The organism is Lactobacillus acidophilus (assembly GCF_034298135.1).
Taxonomy (GTDB): Bacteria; Bacillota; Bacilli; order Lactobacillales; family Lactobacillaceae; genus Lactobacillus; species Lactobacillus acidophilus.
Genome location: NZ_CP139575.1, coordinates 1,310,854 through 1,328,211, shown reverse-complemented (window position 1 = coordinate 1,328,211; position 17,358 = coordinate 1,310,854). Strand labels below are relative to the sequence as shown.

Sequence of the window (17,358 nt, the reverse complement as noted above, 5' to 3'; positions counted from 1 at the left end):
AGAAAAATGGATGAAACACCAATTTTTAAAATTAAAAAATTAACTATTGCAGAAAATGACCGTAGTGAATATATTCGTTACGCAGAAAAAAATATGCATGATTCGATTCCTGCTGAAGAAGGTACTTTACTCATTGGAAGCGGCCATGATGATGCACATGGTGAAGATAATTATGAAATTGAAGTTTTCCGTAACAAGGGAGCTGAAGATTTACACATTGCTGGATCACATGCAGATGATTTTGTAGAAACTGTAAATAAGATTGCTACTAAGCAAAAAGTTATTGATCTTCACCCAGAAGTAATCACAACCAAGGCTCAAAGAGCGTTGAATAGTTACGCTGATAATTTCGTAATGCGTTTGATTAAGGTGGAAGTTAAAGATGCTGATGCTGAAAAGTTCTCACATGCAGTTAAGAAGGAAATGACTACTAGCATGGCTTCAGAACCAGGTATGGAAATTATGATGTCAGGTACTAATATTGATAACCCTAATGAATGGTACTTCATTGAGGTTTATGCAAATGATGAAGCTTACGATATTCACGTTAAGACACCACATTACAAGGAATATATTGAAGAAACTGATGGCATGGTAAAAAGTAGAGATGTTAAGACTCTTGTAAGAGATACTTTAGCAACTCAAGGTGCAATCGTTTTGGATTAATTTAGATTATGCCACCATTAGGTGGCATTTTTTTGTTGGAAAATATGGAGACAATAATTTTTGCTCATCGAGGAATACCGGTTAAATTTGCGGAAAATTCTTTAGAGGGCTTTCGCTATGCGGTAGAACATGGCACTGAAGGCGTGGAATTTGATGTGCATTTGACTAAGGATAAAGTACCAATAGTCATGCATGATGAAAAAATTGATCGTACAACGGATGGCAGCGGCTATATTAAGGACTACACATTAAGTGAGATTAGACGGTTTCATTTGGATAATGGTGAGCCGGTGCCGATGCTTAGTTAATTGCTGGAAATTTTACAAAATAGGGATGTTTACATCAATCTGGAATTTAAGACTAATAAAATTCACAATATAGGAATTGAAAGCATTGTTTTAGCTTTGGTGAAGAATTATCATTTTGTTCATCCGATTATCTTTTCTTCGTTTAATTATTGGACTTTGAAAAACTGTCAGCGGATTGATAAAAAGCAGCAGTATTGTTTTTTGATGAAAGTGCCAGTACTTTTTCCTGAGTATTTTGTAAAGAAAAATCATTTTGCAGCGATTCATCCCCATTTTTATTTGCCAAGTAAGGTAACGCAGCGGATTTGGACGGTGGATAATCCTAAATTGGCTAGAAGATATTTTAAGCTAGGTGTAGCAGGAATTTTTACTAATAACTTTGAATTGATGAATAAGGTGAAGAAAGAAATTAGATGATTCAGTGGCTTTTTTAACTCTATTTTCTTCTCTAGAAGTATAATAAAATGATAGTTATGAAAGGAAATAAAAATATGGCAACAATGAAAGACGTTGCTCAAAGAGCAGGAGTTGGTGTCGGTACAGTCTCTAGAGTAATTAACCATGTACCAGGGGTTAAGAAAAGTACTTTAGTGAAAGTTAAAGAGGCAATTAAGGAATTAAATTATATTCCTGATGAGTATGCCAGGGGATTAAAAACAAAATCTTCTAGAACAATTGCACTTATTTTGCCATCTATCTGGCATCCATTCTTTTCTGAATTTGCATATTATGTAGAAAAGAGATTATACAAGGAAGATTACAAGCTCTTATTATGTAATTCAAACAGAGATCCAAAAGAAGAAGCTAAATATATAAAGATGCTTAAGCAAAATAAAATTGATGCGATTATCGCTATTACATATAGTGATATTGGTCAATATATTTATTCCAACATTCCTTTTGTTAGCTTAGATCGTTATTTTGAGAAAAAAGTATCGTATGTTACGTCAGACAACTACGAAGGTGGAAAATTAGCGGCAAAGGAGTTATTAGCTCATGGTGCTAAAAATATTGCATATATAGGCAGCCATAGTAAATATCCTAATGCTACTATGCTACGAAAAGATGGTTTTGATGATTATCTTAAAGAACATGACATAAACTACAAGGAAATATTCTTACATGAACCAGTGCCTGAGGCTGATTTTATTAATCATCTTTTAGAAATGTTAACTGCACATCCTGAAATTGATGGGATTTTTTGTCATACGGATTCTTTGTTATTAACGTTAAGAAAAGCTTTAATCCAACATGGTTATCGTGTGCCTGAAGATATACAATTAATTGGCTTTGATGGTATTAAAATGGATTCGGCTCATTCTTTAGGTATATCTACAATTGCACAACCTGTTGAAAAATTGGCAAATGGAGCGGTGGATTTAGTTTTAAAGAAGATAGCAGATCCTAGTGTAAAAAATGAAGCTAAAATGTATCCAGTAAAATATATAAATGGCAATACCACAAAATAACTGTTGACAAGTTGTGAAAGCGATATTATCATTTAATTGTAAATTGAAAACGTTTCCAAAGTGTTCAAATAGTTTTTTGCTAAATAATTATTTTTTTGTAGCGAAATAGAAACGTTTCAATTAATTTAAAACAATTAGATCTTAGTAGGAAACCTTTTAATTTTTGTGCAAAATTGAAACGTTTCAAAAGGAGGAAAAATGAAAAAATGGAAATTAGGAGTTGCAGCCATTGCAACTGTCGCAGCTTTGTCACTAACTGGCTGTAGTAATAATAGTCAAAGTGGCAGTAGTAACAACAAAAACGTTACTATGTGGGTTCACTTTTCTAATACTGATCCGGAAGGTAAAGCATTACAAAAGAATATCAATGACTTTAATAAAGAGAATAAGCATGGCTATAAAGCAAAAGTTCAATATATTCCTCGTTCTGGTTCAGGTGGCGGCTATGAAGATAAGATCAATGCTGCTTTAAACTCAGGAAGTTTACCAGATGTTTTAACTTTGGATGCTCCTAACACAGCAGCTTATGCACATTCAAAAATTATTCAACCAATCGATAAGTACATTACTAATAAAGACGATATTCTACCAACTATTATTAAGCAAGGTACTTATAAAGGTAAGTTATATGCTGCTGGCTATTCAGAATCAAGCATCGGCTTCTATTACAACAAGAAGATGTTCAAAGAGGCTGGGATTAAAGATTCAGAAATTGCTACTTTACAGCATCCATGGACTTGGACTCAATTTAAAGATATTTGTAAGAGACTTAAAAACCACTTCCATGAACCAGCAATTAATATGAACTTGAATGACCACTCAGAAATGGCTCTTTATTCATTAGCACCATTTGTATGGTCAGCTGGTGGTAGCATTACTAATCCTGCTGGCACAAAGGCAGTTGGCTACTTTAATTCCAAGCAAACTACTTCAGCCTTCCAATTAATTCAAGACATGGTCAAAGATGGTTACACTACTATTTCACCAAAGGATAAAGGTTTTGAAACTGGCAAATATGCCATGATGATGACTGGTACTTGGGAAGTTCAAACTTTGCAAAACCAATACAAGAATTTGCAATGGGGCGTAATGCCATATCCTGTATCTCCAGCTACTCACAAAGAGGTTTCACCAACAGGCTCATGGCAATACGCAATGTCTTCTGCAGCTAAGAACAAGAAGGCAGCTGGTGCTTTGATTAACTTCTTAATGAGTAAGAAGTGTATGTACCGCAGCGATATGGCTAACACTGTTTTGCCAGCACGTAAGAGTGTATCTAAGATGATGATGCCTAAAGTTAATGAACAAATGAGATTCTTCATTAAGCAAAACCAAACTACGGGTCATGCTCGTCCAGTTTTAGTTAACTACCCACAAGTAACTAGAACATTTGCTGATACTGTTCAAAATGTAACTTTGTACAAGAAGAATCCTAATGTACAAAAGGTAATGAACGAACAAGCTAAAGTTATTCAAAAGTACCTTGAGAAATAGAGAAGTAAAGGGGAATCTTTATGCAAGTTAAAGGTATAAAGAGACAAATTGGGTGGCTGTATGTTTTTCCAGCTATTCTAATTTTACTAACATTTTTAATCATCCCATTTTTGATGTCATTTAGTTATTCTTTTACGAACTATAATATTTTGACACCATGGGCTAAGCAATATGTAGGTTTTACAAATTACATTAATACTTTTAAAGATCCTGTCTTTTTACAAAGTTTAAAAAATATTGCACAATTCGTTATCTTTATTATGCCGATTCAGGTTGGTGCGGCTTTAGGTTTAGCTTTAATTGTTAATAAAAAGCGTCCTGGAAATACATTCTTTAAGATTTCATTCTTTGCACCACAAGTTGTATCTTTGACTGTTGTCTCAATTCTTTGGATGTATATTCTTAATCCTGACCAAGGCTTGTTAAATGGTATTTTGGGTATTTTTCACATTAAACCACAGCCATTTTTAACTTCACCTAAGCAAGCGATGTTTGCTATTATCGGTGTATCTGCTTGGCAGGGTGCTGGTTATCAGATGTTAATCTTTTTAGCAGGATTACAAAATATTCCTGATTCATTGTATGAAGCAGCTGAATTGGATGGAGCAAATAGTTGGCAAAGATTTTTACATATTACTTTGCCAATGCTTAAACCTACTTCAATTATGATCTTAACGACGACTTTCATTAGTGCTTTCAACTTGATGATTCAACCAATGATCATGACCCAAGGTGGCCCACAAAATGCTACTATGACGCCAATATACTACATTTATCGTACAGGTTTTACTGATCGTCAATTAGGATATGCAAGTGCAATGAGTGTAATCTACGGCATTATCATTATCATCTTTACCATTATTCAAAGAAAGATCACAAACGCTGGAGGCGACGAGAATGCATAAGTTTATGACACATAGAAGATTCCATACGATATGGACAACAGTGTTAATTACTATATTAGCCTTATTCTTCTTGTTCCCATTAGTTTGGATGATTGTTTCTTCGATGAAGCCAGAATCCCAAATTTATGCTAACATCAGTAATTTAAAAGCTTTCCTACCATCAAAAAATATCGGTGATTGGGGAAGCGCATATGCAAGTATTTTTCATAGATTCCCTGTAATGAGATACATTTTTAACAGTGTATTTTATGCAGCAAGTGTAACTATTGGATCTATTGTAGTAAATGCTTTAGCTGGATATGGTTTTGCAAAATTTAATTTTACAGGACGTAAATTATTATTTGGTTTATTAATTGCATTATTAGTTATTCCTGGTACTACGCTTTTAATTCAGCAATTCCAAATTGCTAAAAGTATTGGTATCTTGAACACTTCATTAGCAGTTATTTTGCCTGGTATTTCAAGTCCTTTCTATATTTACATGTTTAGAAACGCTTTTGCCGCGATTCCAGATAGTATTACAGAGGCGGCAGAACTAGATGGTGCAAGTAATTTTAGGACCTTTTGGAATATTTTGTTACCGATGACTTTACCAACTGTAGCCACTGTTGGAACACTATCATTCATTGGCAGTTGGAATGACTATGTATGGCCATTAATGGTTTTGACTAATTCTGATCAATTCCCACTTCAAGTAGCTGTTACTAATATTAACAGCACAAACCCAGTCTACATGAACCAAGTTATGGCTATTTTGACCATCTCTACAGTACCTTTGATTTTGGTTTACATCTTCTTCCAAAAGTATCTTACTCAAGGAATGGGATCTGCAGGTAACGGTGATAAATAATGAAGGCAAATACTTACTTATATAAAAAAATAAGAAAAATTGATCATGATGTTTTAAGACCAACTTTTCACTTCAATGCTCCAGTTGGTTGGATCAATGATCCTAATGGATTGATTTATTATAAAAATTATTATCAATTGTATTATCAATACAATCCATATGCTCCACACTGGGATAGCATGCATTGGGGTCACGCTCGAAGCAAAGACGGAATCCATTGGCAAGATATGCCAGTAGCAATGAAACCGGATCATGAATATGATAAATCAGGCGTATTCTCAGGATCTGCCATTGAAAAAGGTGGCAAATTATATGTCATCTATACGGGACATGTTGATGAAAATGGTAAGGCAGTTGAAACCCAATGTGTAGCTGTTTCTGATGATGGTGTAGATTTTAAAAAGTATAAAAACAACCCAGTAATGACGATAGCCGATTTACCTGGTGAAGTAGATGAAAGTAACTTTCGTGATCCTAAAGTTTTTGAACATGATGGTAAATACTATTGTGTAATAGCAGCAGCTATTAATGGTCACGGCAGTCTGATCTTGTTTGAATCAGAAGATTTACTTCATTGGTCATTTAAATCTATTTTGCTACAAGGTGAAAAATATGGATTAATGACGGAATGTCCAGATTATTTCAATATCGATGGAAAAGATTATCTTGCCTTTAGTGTGATTTTAGGTGATGACAAACATAGTATTGTTTATATCGCTGAAGGACACATGGATTGGCAAACTTTCAAATTTGAGTTGGAAAAATGTGATCGTTTAGACGATGGAGATGATTTCTACGCTTCTCAAAGTTTTATGAATGAAAAAGGCGAAAGAATTGTCATTCCATGGTTAAGAAGTGCTGATCATGTTAATTATCTAGAAGAATCTGGTCATCTTTGGAATGGAATGATGGGAATTCCAAGAAAATTAACTATTGATAATAATGAGTTGATTCAAAGTCCATTAGGTAAATTTAAACAAATTTCATTGTCAGATAGTGAGATTACTTTAGGAATTAATCAATTAGCCGAAGATATTCCGGTTAGCTATAGCTTAATCTTAAAAGGCGACAATGGAGAAATTTATATTACTCGTACAAATGAGTCACAGTACACTATAGACATTCATTCACCAGCATTTACTGAAGAACTTGTATGGCATTCAAATAAGCATAAATTGACGTTAGTAATTGATAATTCTAGTTTAGAAATTTTTAGTCAAACTAAAACGTTAAGTGTCGTTACCTTTATCGCTGGAATTAATCGAATGGAACTTAAAAAAGTGGATTTGTAAGGAGATAAATAATGACAGAAGTAGATTTGAACCATGTATACAAAAAGTATGATGGAAATGATAAATATTCAGTAAATGACTTTGATTTACACATCAAAGACAAGGAATTTATAGTTTTTGTTGGTCCATCAGGTTGTGGTAAATCAACGACCTTAAGAATGATTGCAGGTTTGGAAGATATCACAGAAGGTACGCTTGAAATCGACCACATGGTTATGAATGATGTGGCTCCGAAGAATAGAGATATAGCAATGGTCTTCCAGAACTATGCCTTGTATCCACATATGACTATTTATGACAATATGGCATTTGGATTGAAGCTAAGACATTATCCTAAAGAAAAAATTGATACAAAAGTAAAGCATGCGGCTGAGATTCTTGGTTTAACTGATTATTTAAAGAAAAAGCCTGCCGCTCTTTCAGGTGGTCAACGTCAGCGTGTTGCATTAGGTCGTTCAATTGTTAGGGATGCACCTATCTTCCTAATGGATGAGCCTTTGTCAAACTTGGATGCTAAATTGCGTGTATCCATGCGTGCGGAAATTGCTAAACTTCATCAAAGATTAGGTACTACTACAATTTATGTTACTCACGATCAAACTGAAGCTATGACTTTGGCAGATAGAGTTGTAGTTATGTCAGTAGGTAAGGTACAACAAATTGGTACACCTTTGGAAGTTTATAACAAGCCTAAAAACATATTTGTAGCTGGTTTTATTGGTTCACCACAAATGAACTTCTTTAATGTTCATTATAAGAATGGCCGTATTTCTGATGGAAAAGGCTTGAATATGGCAATTCCTAAAGGTAAAGCCGATATGTTGGATAAGAAAGGCTATGACGATAAGGATATTGTATTTGGTATCAGACCAGAAGATATTCACGCCGAAGAAGCATTCTTAGAAACTTGGCCGGATGCAGTAATTACCTCTACTGTTGTGGTTTCAGAATTACTTGGTGCAACTATTCAACTTTATCAAAAAGTTGATGGTACTGAATTCGTCGCAGATGTAAATTCACGTGATTATCACAAGCCAGGTGATCAGGTGAAAATGGGCTTTGATATTAATAAGGCTCACTTCTTCGATAAAGATACGACAATGGCAATCTACAATTAAACTTAATTTTCTCTCCCCCCTCGATTTTAAAAGAAAGATTAATAATATAATCCTCGAAGATCAAAACAATTATGGGTTCAATCTTTTAAATAAAGATTGAACCTTTTTTATAAGGAAGGTTTAAAAATGAAATTACAAAATAAGGCAATATTGATAACTTATCCAGATAGTTTAGGTCATAATTTGAAGGACTTGGATCATGTAATGGATCGCTATTTTAATAAAACGATAGGTGGTATTCATTTATTACCATTTTTCCCTTCAAACGGTGATCGCGGTTTTTCTCCTACAAGATATGATGTAGTTGAGCCTAAGTTTGGTTCATGGGAAGATGTAGAAAAGTTAAGTCAAAAGTATTATTTGATGTTTGACTTTATGATTAATCATCTTTCTAAAAAATCCTCATATTTTGAAGATTTTGAAGCCAAGCACGATAAAAGCAAATATAGCGATCTTTTCTTAAGTTGGGATAAATTTTGGCCAAAGGGCAGACCAACTAAAGAAGATATAGATTTAATTTATAAACGAAAAGATAAGGCCCCATATCAAAATATTAAATTTGAAGATGGTACTCATGAAAAGATGTGGAATACTTTCGGCCCAGATCAAATGGATTTGGATGTTAGAACCAAGACAACACAAGATTTTATAAAGCATAATTTACAAAATCTTTCTAAACATGGTGCTAGTTTGATTCGTTTAGATGCATTTGCTTATGCAATTAAAAAGTTAGATACAAATGACTTCTTTGTAGAACCGGAAATTTGGAATTTACTCGAAAAGGTAAATGATTATCTTAAAGATACTCCAACTACTATTCTGCCTGAAATTCATGAGCATTATACGATGCCATTTAAGGTGGCAGAACATGGATACTTTATTTATGATTTTGCTTTACCAATGGTATTGTTGTATTCACTTTATAGCGGTAATAGTACTCAACTTGCTGCTTGGCTAAAGAAATGTCCGATGAAGCAATTTACTACTTTAGATACCCACGATGGATTAGGCGTAGTTGACGCAAAGGATATTCTTACGGACGATCAAATTAGCTACACAACAAACGAACTTTATAAAATTGGTGCTAACGTCAAGAAGAAATATTCTAGTGCTGAATATCATAATTTGGATATTTATCAAATTAATACTACTTATTATTCTGCATTGGGTAATGATGATAAAAAATATTTTATTGCACGGTTATTACAAATCTTTGCCCCTGGTATTCCACAAATTTATTATGTTGGATTGTTAGCAGGAGAAAATGATATTCAATTATTAGAGAAGACAAAAGAAGGACGCGATATTAATCGCCACTATTATGATTTGGATGAGATTGCGGAACAAGTTCAAAGACCTGTAGTAAAATCTTTGATTAAGTTATTGGAATTTCGTAATTCTGTACCTGCATTTGATTTGGAAGGTTCAATCAAAGTTGAAACTCCAAGTGAACATGAAATTATTGTCACTAGATCAAATAAGGCAGGAACAGAAGTAGCTAGTACGTACGTAGACTTTAAGAACTTAGACTATCAAGTTAAATACAATGATCAGGTCTTTAATTTTTAGAAATTAAGATATAGTAAATAAAACCATGAAGTATATTTGTTGAATACTTCGTGGTTTTTTATTTGGTAGTTAAAAATATTAAAGTCGATAAAATAGCATGATTATAGTTATTCTAATTACGATTATTTATGATTTTTCGATTAAATTAACTTAAACGTTGTGTTTAAGGGGAAAAATATGACAGAAAAAAATTAGTAAGCATCGATTGCATATTTTGACGGCGATGTTCGTGCTGATTGCGTTCATGTTGGGATGCAATGAGTTTATGGTAGTCGGAAATTTGTCACTGATTGCGCAAACTTATCATGAATCGCTGAGTCAGATTTCTTGGTTGGTATCGGCGTTTGCATGGACTTATGCGATCGTGACACCGCTCCTGGCTTTATTTACCAATAAGATTCACAAATACTATTTGTTGATTTTTTTGACGGGAACAATTTTGAGCTCGTGTGCACCAAGTATTGGTTGGCTGCTTTTTTCAAGAATTATTACAGCATCAGTGGCAGGAATGATTGAATCACTGCTATCGGTAATCGTTTACCAGATATTGCATAATCAAAAATAGCGCTCGGTGACGATTGTCTGGATTTATACAGGCTTTAGCATCGGTTGTGGGTGTGCCGCTGGGAACGGTCATTGCTGATCACTGGCGATGGCAGGATGCTTTCACCATGTGTGTGGTAATTACAGCGGTGGCTACAATTATTGCGTTGCTAGTTTTGCCTAAAAACTTGAATGCAGGTGAGGGTAATTATAGCGATCGGATTCAGATTTTCAAGGATAAAACAATCTGGTATGGGATCGGCTTCGTTATCTGTGCGGCAGCTACCTTGTATGGCTATTACACGTATATTAGACCGCTGGTTCATGTGCAACTTAAGTTCGATTTGAATGCATTGAGTTTGATTTGGCTACTCCTTGGTGTGGTAGCTATTTTTGGCTCGACAACACAAGTATTATTTTTGAATGAAGCATCGAAAAAATATCCGGCAGCGATTAGTTTGGCATCAACGTTAAGTGCAATTTTTTATAATGTCGGTATCTTCAATGACAGCAGGACAAGTTTTGAAATACGGTGGTTTAACTAGTTTGGGCTGGAATTCATTTGTTTATTGCTTTGTTTTGGCTAGAAAACTAGATAATAGAAATTTGGGGGATAAGTAGAATTGACAATGAAGAGACATTAATATGAACAAAACTATAACTGGAAAAATGTCACAAAAGGGACAGGTTTGAAGTGGGCCGTAAAAGTTAGACACTTTTACGGCTTTTACTATGTCCAAATTAAACAAAAAACAAATTGAAAAAAATCAAATTTTCACTTGCATTTTGTCGTTCATTCCCCTATACTAATATTCGTTGAGTGATCGAGAGGTCATTCAAATAGAACCAATTCAAGTAAAAGGTTTGAAGATTGGGTTATAGCCAAGTGGTAAGGCAATGGTTTTTGGTACCATCATGCGCTGGTTCGAATCCAGCTAACCCAATAAGTGAGATCAGGCAGTGAGCTTGATCTTTTTTTGGTTTTTAATAATTCATGGAAGAGATCCACTCATATATCTAGTCTTGAATTTATGAGTAAATTTTAATGAATATTTTCTTTTAAATTAAGTATACATAGTGGGAAAATGAATAGTTATGGACACTTTTACAGATATGTAGCGAAGTTTTAATAAAATGATAGATTTTTCTTACATGGATATTAGTTCGATGCTTTCTTTAGATAATCTTAACTAGGCTATAAAATAAAAAGATAGTATACTATTTCACATGGGGAAACTAGGATGAGAAAAATATGATGGAATTATTTCCTATTATTTATTGTCCGGTTTCCAAAGCATAATTAATAAGCTTCAGTGGTGGAAATCGCTGAAGCTTTTTTGTTTTTAAAAAAATATATAGAAAAGAGTGGGTCTGAAGAAAGATGAAAGGTAACTTTAAGGAAAATATTTTAAATATTTTGAGTGGAGTAAGCTTTGGAGTAGTTATTGCACTTGTTCCTGGTGCTTTAGTTAATGAAATAATGAAGAGTATCAGTGATGTGTGGCCAGCTGCACAAAGCGTACTTGCGATGACAACATTAATGCAAGATTTATTGGCAGTTTTTGCAGGTTTATGTGTGTCATATCTATTAAAGTTTAATCTGATTCAATCAGGATCGGTCACTGCAGCTGCAATGATTGCTAGTGGAGCTTTTCAAATGAAAAACAATCAGATTATTTTGTCTGGTTCAGGGGATGTAATCAATATTGCGTTAACAATCTTTATTGCAGCTATTATGGTGAAGTATTTAACGCCAAGGCTAGGTAGTTATACAATCTTGATTTTACCGTTAGCTGTTGCTGTGTTAGCAGGTGGTATAGGTCAGCTGATGTTGCCATACACTAAGCTGATTACAGGAATGATTGGTAATGTCGTTGCAGGTATGACTGATTTCCAACCATTAATTATGGGAATGTTCATGGGGGTTGCCTTTGCGACACTTGTTATTACGCCAGTTTCATCGGTAGGCATTGCGATGGCAATTGGAGTTGAAGGAATTGCTTCAGGCAGCGCTAACTTAGGGATTACTGCTGGTGCGTTTACCTTGGCTATTATGAGTAGTAAAGTAAATGGCTTTGGTACTACAATTGCCCATTTTTTAGGAACGCCTAAGATCCAGATGGCGAATGTACTAAAAAATCCTAAATTGTTTATTCCAGTTAGTGCATCTGCGGCTATTGCAGGATTAGTTGGAGCAATTTTTCAAATTAGTGGTACACCAAATTCTGCTGGTTTTGGTTCTACTGGATTGATTGGTCCACTTACTGCATATCAAAATATGACTACAGGTGGGCCCATTACGATTATTTTCTTGATTTTACTCTTTATGGGGATGCCATTAATGCTTGGGCTTATAATGCGTTATATCTTCATCCAAAAATTATGCTTTGTTAAAGAAGAAGATTTATTGATTGAAGACCGGTAGAGTAAAAGTGACAAAAAGTCAACGGATTGTTTAATACTTCACAAAAATGTAATGATTTGAATAGAATCTGTAAAAGTGCAGTAACTACAGTTTAATATGCCTGAGTTACAGTATTTTATGCAGTTTTAGGGAGGCAATTCTTAAGATTGTATACCAAGTGTAGGTTGATGTTTTATTATAAGTTCGTCTGCATGGTATAATAGATTCACAAGCAAATAGAGTATATCGACTATTTGCTCATCAAGTTTTGATCCAAAAAGGAGATAACTATAAATGAAGAAAAATAGAAAAATGTTAGGTTTAGCCGCTGCTACCTTGTTAGCAGTCGCACCTGTTGCAACTTCAGTTGTACCAGTTCAAGCTGATACTGCCGTAAATGTTGGCTCAGCAGCAGGCACTGGCGCTAATACTACTAATACGACCACACAGGCACCTCAAAATAAACCATATTTCACTTATAACAATGAAATTATTGGTGAAGCTACTCAAAGTAATCCTTTAGGTAATGTGGTACGTACTACTATTAGCTTTAAGAGTGATGATAAGGTTTCAGATTTGATTAGTACAATTTCAAAGGCTGTACAATTCCATAAAAACAATAGTGCAAGTGGTGAAAATGTTACTATTAATGAAAATGATTTTATCAACCAATTAAAGGCTAATGGCGTAACAGTTAAGACCGTTCAGCCTTCTAATAAAAACGAAAAAGCATATGAAGCAATTGATAAAGTACCAAGTACTTCATTCAACATTACTTTAAGCGCAACTGGTGATAATAATCAAACTGCAACCATTCAAATTCCTATGGTTCCTCAAGGTGCTTCAACACCAACAGATACTACACAAAATCCACAAATTAATTGGACTAAGGGTGGTCAAGCACAAAGTTCAAGTTTGAATGGACAAGTATTCCAAGTTGCTGTTGGTTCAAACTTCAATCCATTGAACTTTACTAACAGTAACGGTGAAAACATCATTGTTTCTGCTCAACAAAGTAAGAACAACACTACTTTTGCAAGCATTGAAGCAACTTCAAACCCAGTTAATACTTCAGAAGCAGGCCGTTACTACAATGTAACTTTAACTGCAACTGGTAACACTGGCAAGAAGACTACAGCTACTTATACTGTTTTAATTACTTCAAGCCAAAAGCAAACTTTATACGGTAATGGTGAAAGTACGATTTCTACTTACAGTATTTACGGTAACAACGTTTTAAGTAACTCAACCACTTTTAAAGATGGTGATCAAGTTTATGTTTCAGATCAAACTAAGACTGTTGGTGGAGTTTCATACTCACAAGTTTCACCTAAATCAAAGAATGATGCTAACTCAAGTAACATTTGGGTAAAGACCTCAGCACTTGTGAAGCCAGCAGGTGACACCAATGTTAAGACTTACCCAGTAATGGTTGACTCAAGAGCTTACGACAAGAACGGTAACTACTTAGGTCACATGTACTATGCATATGACAACATTGACATCGTTCCAACTGTTGTAACCATCAACGGCAAGACTTACTACAAGGTTGCTAACAAGGATGAATACGTTCGTGTAACTAACATTACTGGTAACCAACGTACCTTGAAGCACAACGCTTACATTTACTGGTCATCATACCGTCGTACTCCAGGTACTGGTAAGATGTATAGAGGTCAAACTGTAACTACTTACGGTCCACAAATGAAATTCAAGAACGGTAAGAAGTACTACAGAATTGAAGGCTGCAGAAATAACAACAAGCGTTACATCAAGGCTGTAAACTTCTATTAAAAAGAAGTTCTAAATTTACGAAATCCAGAAAAGAAGATGCATTTGCGTCTTCTTTTTTGTGTTTAAAATTTTATCTTTGTTTGCGGGAATATCATATTAACAAAGATAATTAAAAAAATAGAAATTTTTTTGAATTTTCCCTTGCATTTATCCTAGATATTAGTTATTATAATTAAGTCAGCTAACGGAGGAGTAGCGAAGTGGCTAAACGCGGCGGTCTGTAAAACCGCTCTCTCTGAGTTCGGCGGTTCGAATCCACCCTCCTCCATTGTTGAGCAACAAGTAAAAAGCTCAGCTGGTACTGGGTTATAGCCAAGTGGTAAGGCAATGGTTTTTGGTACCATCATGCGCTGGTTCGAATCCAGCTAACCCAATAGTTCTAAAAGAACACCCAACCCGATTAAAGAAACGTCATTAGGCGTTTCTTTTTTTGCATTCAAAGCAAAATTGGCGCATAAGTGTGGGAAAAACAGTAAAATAGTATCTGGCTTTTTAAAATAAGTGAGGGGATTTTGAATGCCTAGAATAATTAGAGTTGGCGGTTCAAGTAGTGAGACCAGTTGGCATGAAGCTTTAAAAGATTTGCGTGCTGATGATGTTTTAATGCTGGGACCCGGATTTTATCATTTACCACAAGGACTGACTCTAACTGATATTACAATCAAGGGAACAGGGTCTGTACCAGAGGATACAACTATTGATGGCTATCTAAGCGTATCAAGAGATAGCCGCTATGTAACACTTGAGAATTTGTGCATTAATACAAGAACCGATAATAATAGTTTATTTGTTCCAGTTGAAACAGACGGTTACCTAACTTTGAGAAATTGTTACATCAAAGGAACAGGTACTGATACTGCAGCAATTGCCGTTAACGGCAAAGTGACGGTCGAGCTATATTCAACTAAAATTATTAATGGTTCAGTTTCAATGTATGAAAATGCAGACTTCAGATTAGAGATGAATGATGCAGAAATTGATTATTCATCAGACAAATATTGTGCATTAGCCCTAGAGGGACATGGTACAGCAATTATTAATAATTCGCGCATTCACGGCAGTATTAATACTTTTGCTAAGACGAATGCCGAGCTTGATCTTAATAATTCCACAGCAGACTATGTTCTACTTCATGGGCAAACTTGGATGAATATGCTTAACAGCACAATTAATTCTACAAATGATTCTTGTCTATATTTAAGTGATGATTGCTGGAGTAATATCGTAAACAGTAAGTTTAACGGTGGAATTTATATTGATAAACAGACACGGACTATTATTCAGAATTCTACAATTAATCGTATGGTTGTAGTCGATGAGGCAAAAGTAACGATGAATAATTCTGTGGTGCTTGCTCATAGTGATTTTCAAGATAAGTCAGATTGTGAAGCAACGCGAGTAACCTTTATGGGTAATATGAATTATGAGTACTTTTTAGCATTAAGCGGCACAGCTCAACTTAACGGTCACGATTTAGTATTTCATCCTAATGATGCAAATTTAGCTGTTCAAGGTGAAGCAAAACTTAAGACAAATGTTTTAGCTGATAAAAATACTAAGTTAAACGTTGAATGTGATAAGCGTCCTAATGTGTATATTCTAGGATTACAATGGACCGCTAAAGGTAAATAATGCGAAAAAATTAATTCTGTCGTATTAAATGAAATCTAGACCAATTTAGCTTATAATTATTAATAGTTGATACTAGACTTTGGGGGTGTATATATGGAAGAACCAATGTATATCAAGATCCACAATCAAATTAAACGAGATATTGAAAATCACGTTTATAAGGTGGGGGATCGAATTCCAGCAGAACGACAATTATCTGTAAAGTTTGGCGTTTCAAGAATGACTTTACGTCAAGCTATTAAGACGCTGGAAGAAGAAGGGATTCTTGAACGACGCCTTGGTAGCGGAACCTACGTTGCTAGTCAGAAGGTACAGGAAAAAATGTCAGGTATTATGTCGTTTACTGATATCACCAAAGCCAATGGTCAAGTTCCTTCAAGTAAGCTGATTTCTTATCAAATTGGTAATCCATCTTTATCTGAAAAAGAGCGTTTATCACTTAAAATCGATGAAAAAGTATTGCGGATGGAAAGAATTCGTTACGCTGATGATATACCAATTTGTTATGAAGTGGTTACTGTACCTTATTCTTTGGTTAATAATTTTTCTAAAGAAGATATATCAAGTCACTTATATGAAACGCTTGAAAAAAGTGGTGGCTTCGCAATTGGTCGTGTTACGGAACACATTTCCGCTGCAATTGCGAATGAACAAGATGCACGTTTGTTAAATGCAAAAAAAGGTGAGGCTTTGATCACTAGACGTCAGGTAACTGAACTAGCTAGTGGGCAACCATTTGAATATACGCGTGCACGTTACGTGGCTGAAAGATTTGAATTCACTTTTTCTAAGTAAATGAAAAGAGCTCCAAATTTGGGGCTCTTTTTGTCTTATTTTAGATCTTCTTTGATTTTAGTAGTTGAAATGCCAGGTGTTCTTGGTAAATAGACCACATCGCAATAAGGCTTTAAAAAATCAAACTTACCGCGCCAATCATCACCCATTACAAAAGTGTCGACATCATATTTTTTGACATCAGCGATTTTTTGATCCCAATCCTTTTCAGGGATGACCTGATCAACATAACGAATAGCTTCTAAAATATATTTTCTTTCAGGGTAAGTATTGTAGGCTTCTTTATGCTTTTTGAACTCATTGAATTCATCAGTAGAAAGCCCCACGATTAAATAGTCGCCAAGTTCTTTTGCCCTTTTAAGAAGGCGCACGTGACCATAATGAAGTAGGTCAAAAGTGCCATAAGTTATTACTTTTTTCATAATTTCTCCTTTTGTCAAAAATAATCTTATCATGTTTGAAGAAAAGTTAAAACTTGAACATCAAACGTATCCTTGCTTATTCGAATGGTAAAATAGA

General features: G+C 34.7%; 15 protein-coding genes, 3 tRNA genes and 1 pseudogene. 18 read left to right on the top strand and 1 reads right to left on the bottom strand.

Annotated features, from left to right (window positions below; genetic code table 11):
- Nucleotides 1–6: 6 nt before the first annotated feature.
- From SO785_RS06150 to SO785_RS06065, 18 genes and pseudogenes are all read left to right on the top strand, one after another.
- Entirely contained in the window at nt 7–666 is a 660-nt protein-coding gene (locus SO785_RS06150) for a putative quinol monooxygenase (protein WP_011254170.1), read from the top strand.
- Between the two features lie 44 nt (nt 667–710).
- A pseudogene (locus SO785_RS06145) lies at nt 711–1,391 on the top strand (glycerophosphodiester phosphodiesterase).
- A 74-nt stretch (nt 1,392–1,465) separates the two neighbouring features.
- Nucleotides 1,466–2,443: a LacI family DNA-binding transcriptional regulator gene (locus SO785_RS06140; protein ID WP_015613318.1), complete on the top strand. Its 978-nt coding sequence runs from the start codon at nt 1,466–1,468 to the stop codon at nt 2,441–2,443.
- A gap of 198 nt (nt 2,444–2,641) precedes the next feature.
- The gene (locus SO785_RS06135; RefSeq protein ID WP_011254171.1) at nt 2,642–3,937 is read left to right on the top strand and encodes an ABC transporter substrate-binding protein; all 1,296 of its coding nucleotides are present in this window, start codon (nt 2,642–2,644) and stop codon (nt 3,935–3,937) included.
- 20 nt (nt 3,938–3,957) lie between these two features.
- On the top strand, nt 3,958–4,842 hold the full coding sequence (locus SO785_RS06130; RefSeq protein WP_003546228.1) for a carbohydrate ABC transporter permease: 885 nt from the start codon (nt 3,958–3,960) through the stop codon (nt 4,840–4,842).
- Entirely contained in the window at nt 4,835–5,692 is an 858-nt protein-coding gene (locus tag SO785_RS06125) for a carbohydrate ABC transporter permease (protein WP_003546230.1), read from the top strand. The genes SO785_RS06130 and SO785_RS06125 overlap by 8 nt, the downstream gene beginning before the upstream one ends.
- A complete protein-coding gene (locus SO785_RS06120; protein ID WP_003546232.1) occupies nt 5,692–6,984 on the top strand; it encodes a glycoside hydrolase family 32 protein in 1,293 nt (430 codons plus the stop codon). Before SO785_RS06125 ends, SO785_RS06120 begins: the two co-directional genes overlap by 1 nt.
- Nucleotides 6,985–6,995: 11 nt before the next feature.
- Nucleotides 6,996–8,102: an ABC transporter ATP-binding protein gene (locus SO785_RS06115; protein ID WP_003546234.1), complete on the top strand. Its 1,107-nt coding sequence runs from the start codon at nt 6,996–6,998 to the stop codon at nt 8,100–8,102.
- 126 nt (nt 8,103–8,228) lie between these two features.
- Entirely contained in the window at nt 8,229–9,671 is a 1,443-nt protein-coding gene (gene gtfA, locus SO785_RS06110; RefSeq protein ID WP_003546237.1) for a sucrose phosphorylase, read from the top strand.
- 223 nt (nt 9,672–9,894) lie between these two features.
- Nucleotides 9,895–10,236: an MFS transporter gene (locus tag SO785_RS06105; protein ID WP_003546239.1), complete on the top strand. Its 342-nt coding sequence runs from the start codon at nt 9,895–9,897 to the stop codon at nt 10,234–10,236.
- A gap of 46 nt (nt 10,237–10,282) precedes the next feature.
- Nucleotides 10,283–10,759 (top strand): MFS transporter, encoded by a 477-nt coding sequence (locus SO785_RS06100; protein WP_255788757.1) that lies wholly within the window; start codon nt 10,283–10,285, stop codon nt 10,757–10,759.
- Nucleotides 10,760–11,086: 327 nt separating this feature from the next.
- Nucleotides 11,087–11,158 (top strand) — tRNA-Gln (locus SO785_RS06095).
- A gap of 437 nt (nt 11,159–11,595) precedes the next feature.
- Nucleotides 11,596–12,639, top strand: a complete 1,044-nt coding sequence (locus SO785_RS06090; protein WP_021874037.1) for a PTS transporter subunit IIC — start codon at nt 11,596–11,598, stop codon at nt 12,637–12,639.
- Between the two features lie 273 nt (nt 12,640–12,912).
- On the top strand, nt 12,913–14,412 hold the full coding sequence (locus SO785_RS06085; protein WP_003546245.1) for an SLAP domain-containing protein: 1,500 nt from the start codon (nt 12,913–12,915) through the stop codon (nt 14,410–14,412).
- Between the two features lie 186 nt (nt 14,413–14,598).
- Nucleotides 14,599–14,680: transfer RNA gene (locus SO785_RS06080), tRNA-Tyr, on the top strand.
- A 34-nt stretch (nt 14,681–14,714) separates the two neighbouring features.
- Nucleotides 14,715–14,786, top strand: a tRNA-Gln gene (locus SO785_RS06075).
- A 142-nt stretch (nt 14,787–14,928) separates the two neighbouring features.
- Nucleotides 14,929–16,044 carry a hypothetical protein gene (locus SO785_RS06070; protein ID WP_003546248.1) on the top strand — a complete coding sequence of 372 codons (1,116 nt, stop codon included), beginning with the start codon at nt 14,929–14,931 and terminating at the stop codon, nt 16,042–16,044.
- Nucleotides 16,045–16,137: 93 nt separating this feature from the next.
- On the top strand, nt 16,138–16,839 hold the full coding sequence (locus SO785_RS06065) for a GntR family transcriptional regulator (RefSeq protein ID WP_003546250.1): 702 nt from the start codon (nt 16,138–16,140) through the stop codon (nt 16,837–16,839).
- A 35-nt stretch (nt 16,840–16,874) separates the two neighbouring features.
- Here the strand turns inward: SO785_RS06065 and tagD are convergent, their stop codons facing one another.
- Complete coding sequence (tagD, locus tag SO785_RS06060; RefSeq protein WP_011254173.1) at nt 16,875–17,261, bottom strand: glycerol-3-phosphate cytidylyltransferase; 387 nt, start codon at nt 17,259–17,261, stop codon at nt 16,875–16,877.
- Nucleotides 17,262–17,358: the final 97 nt, after the last annotated feature.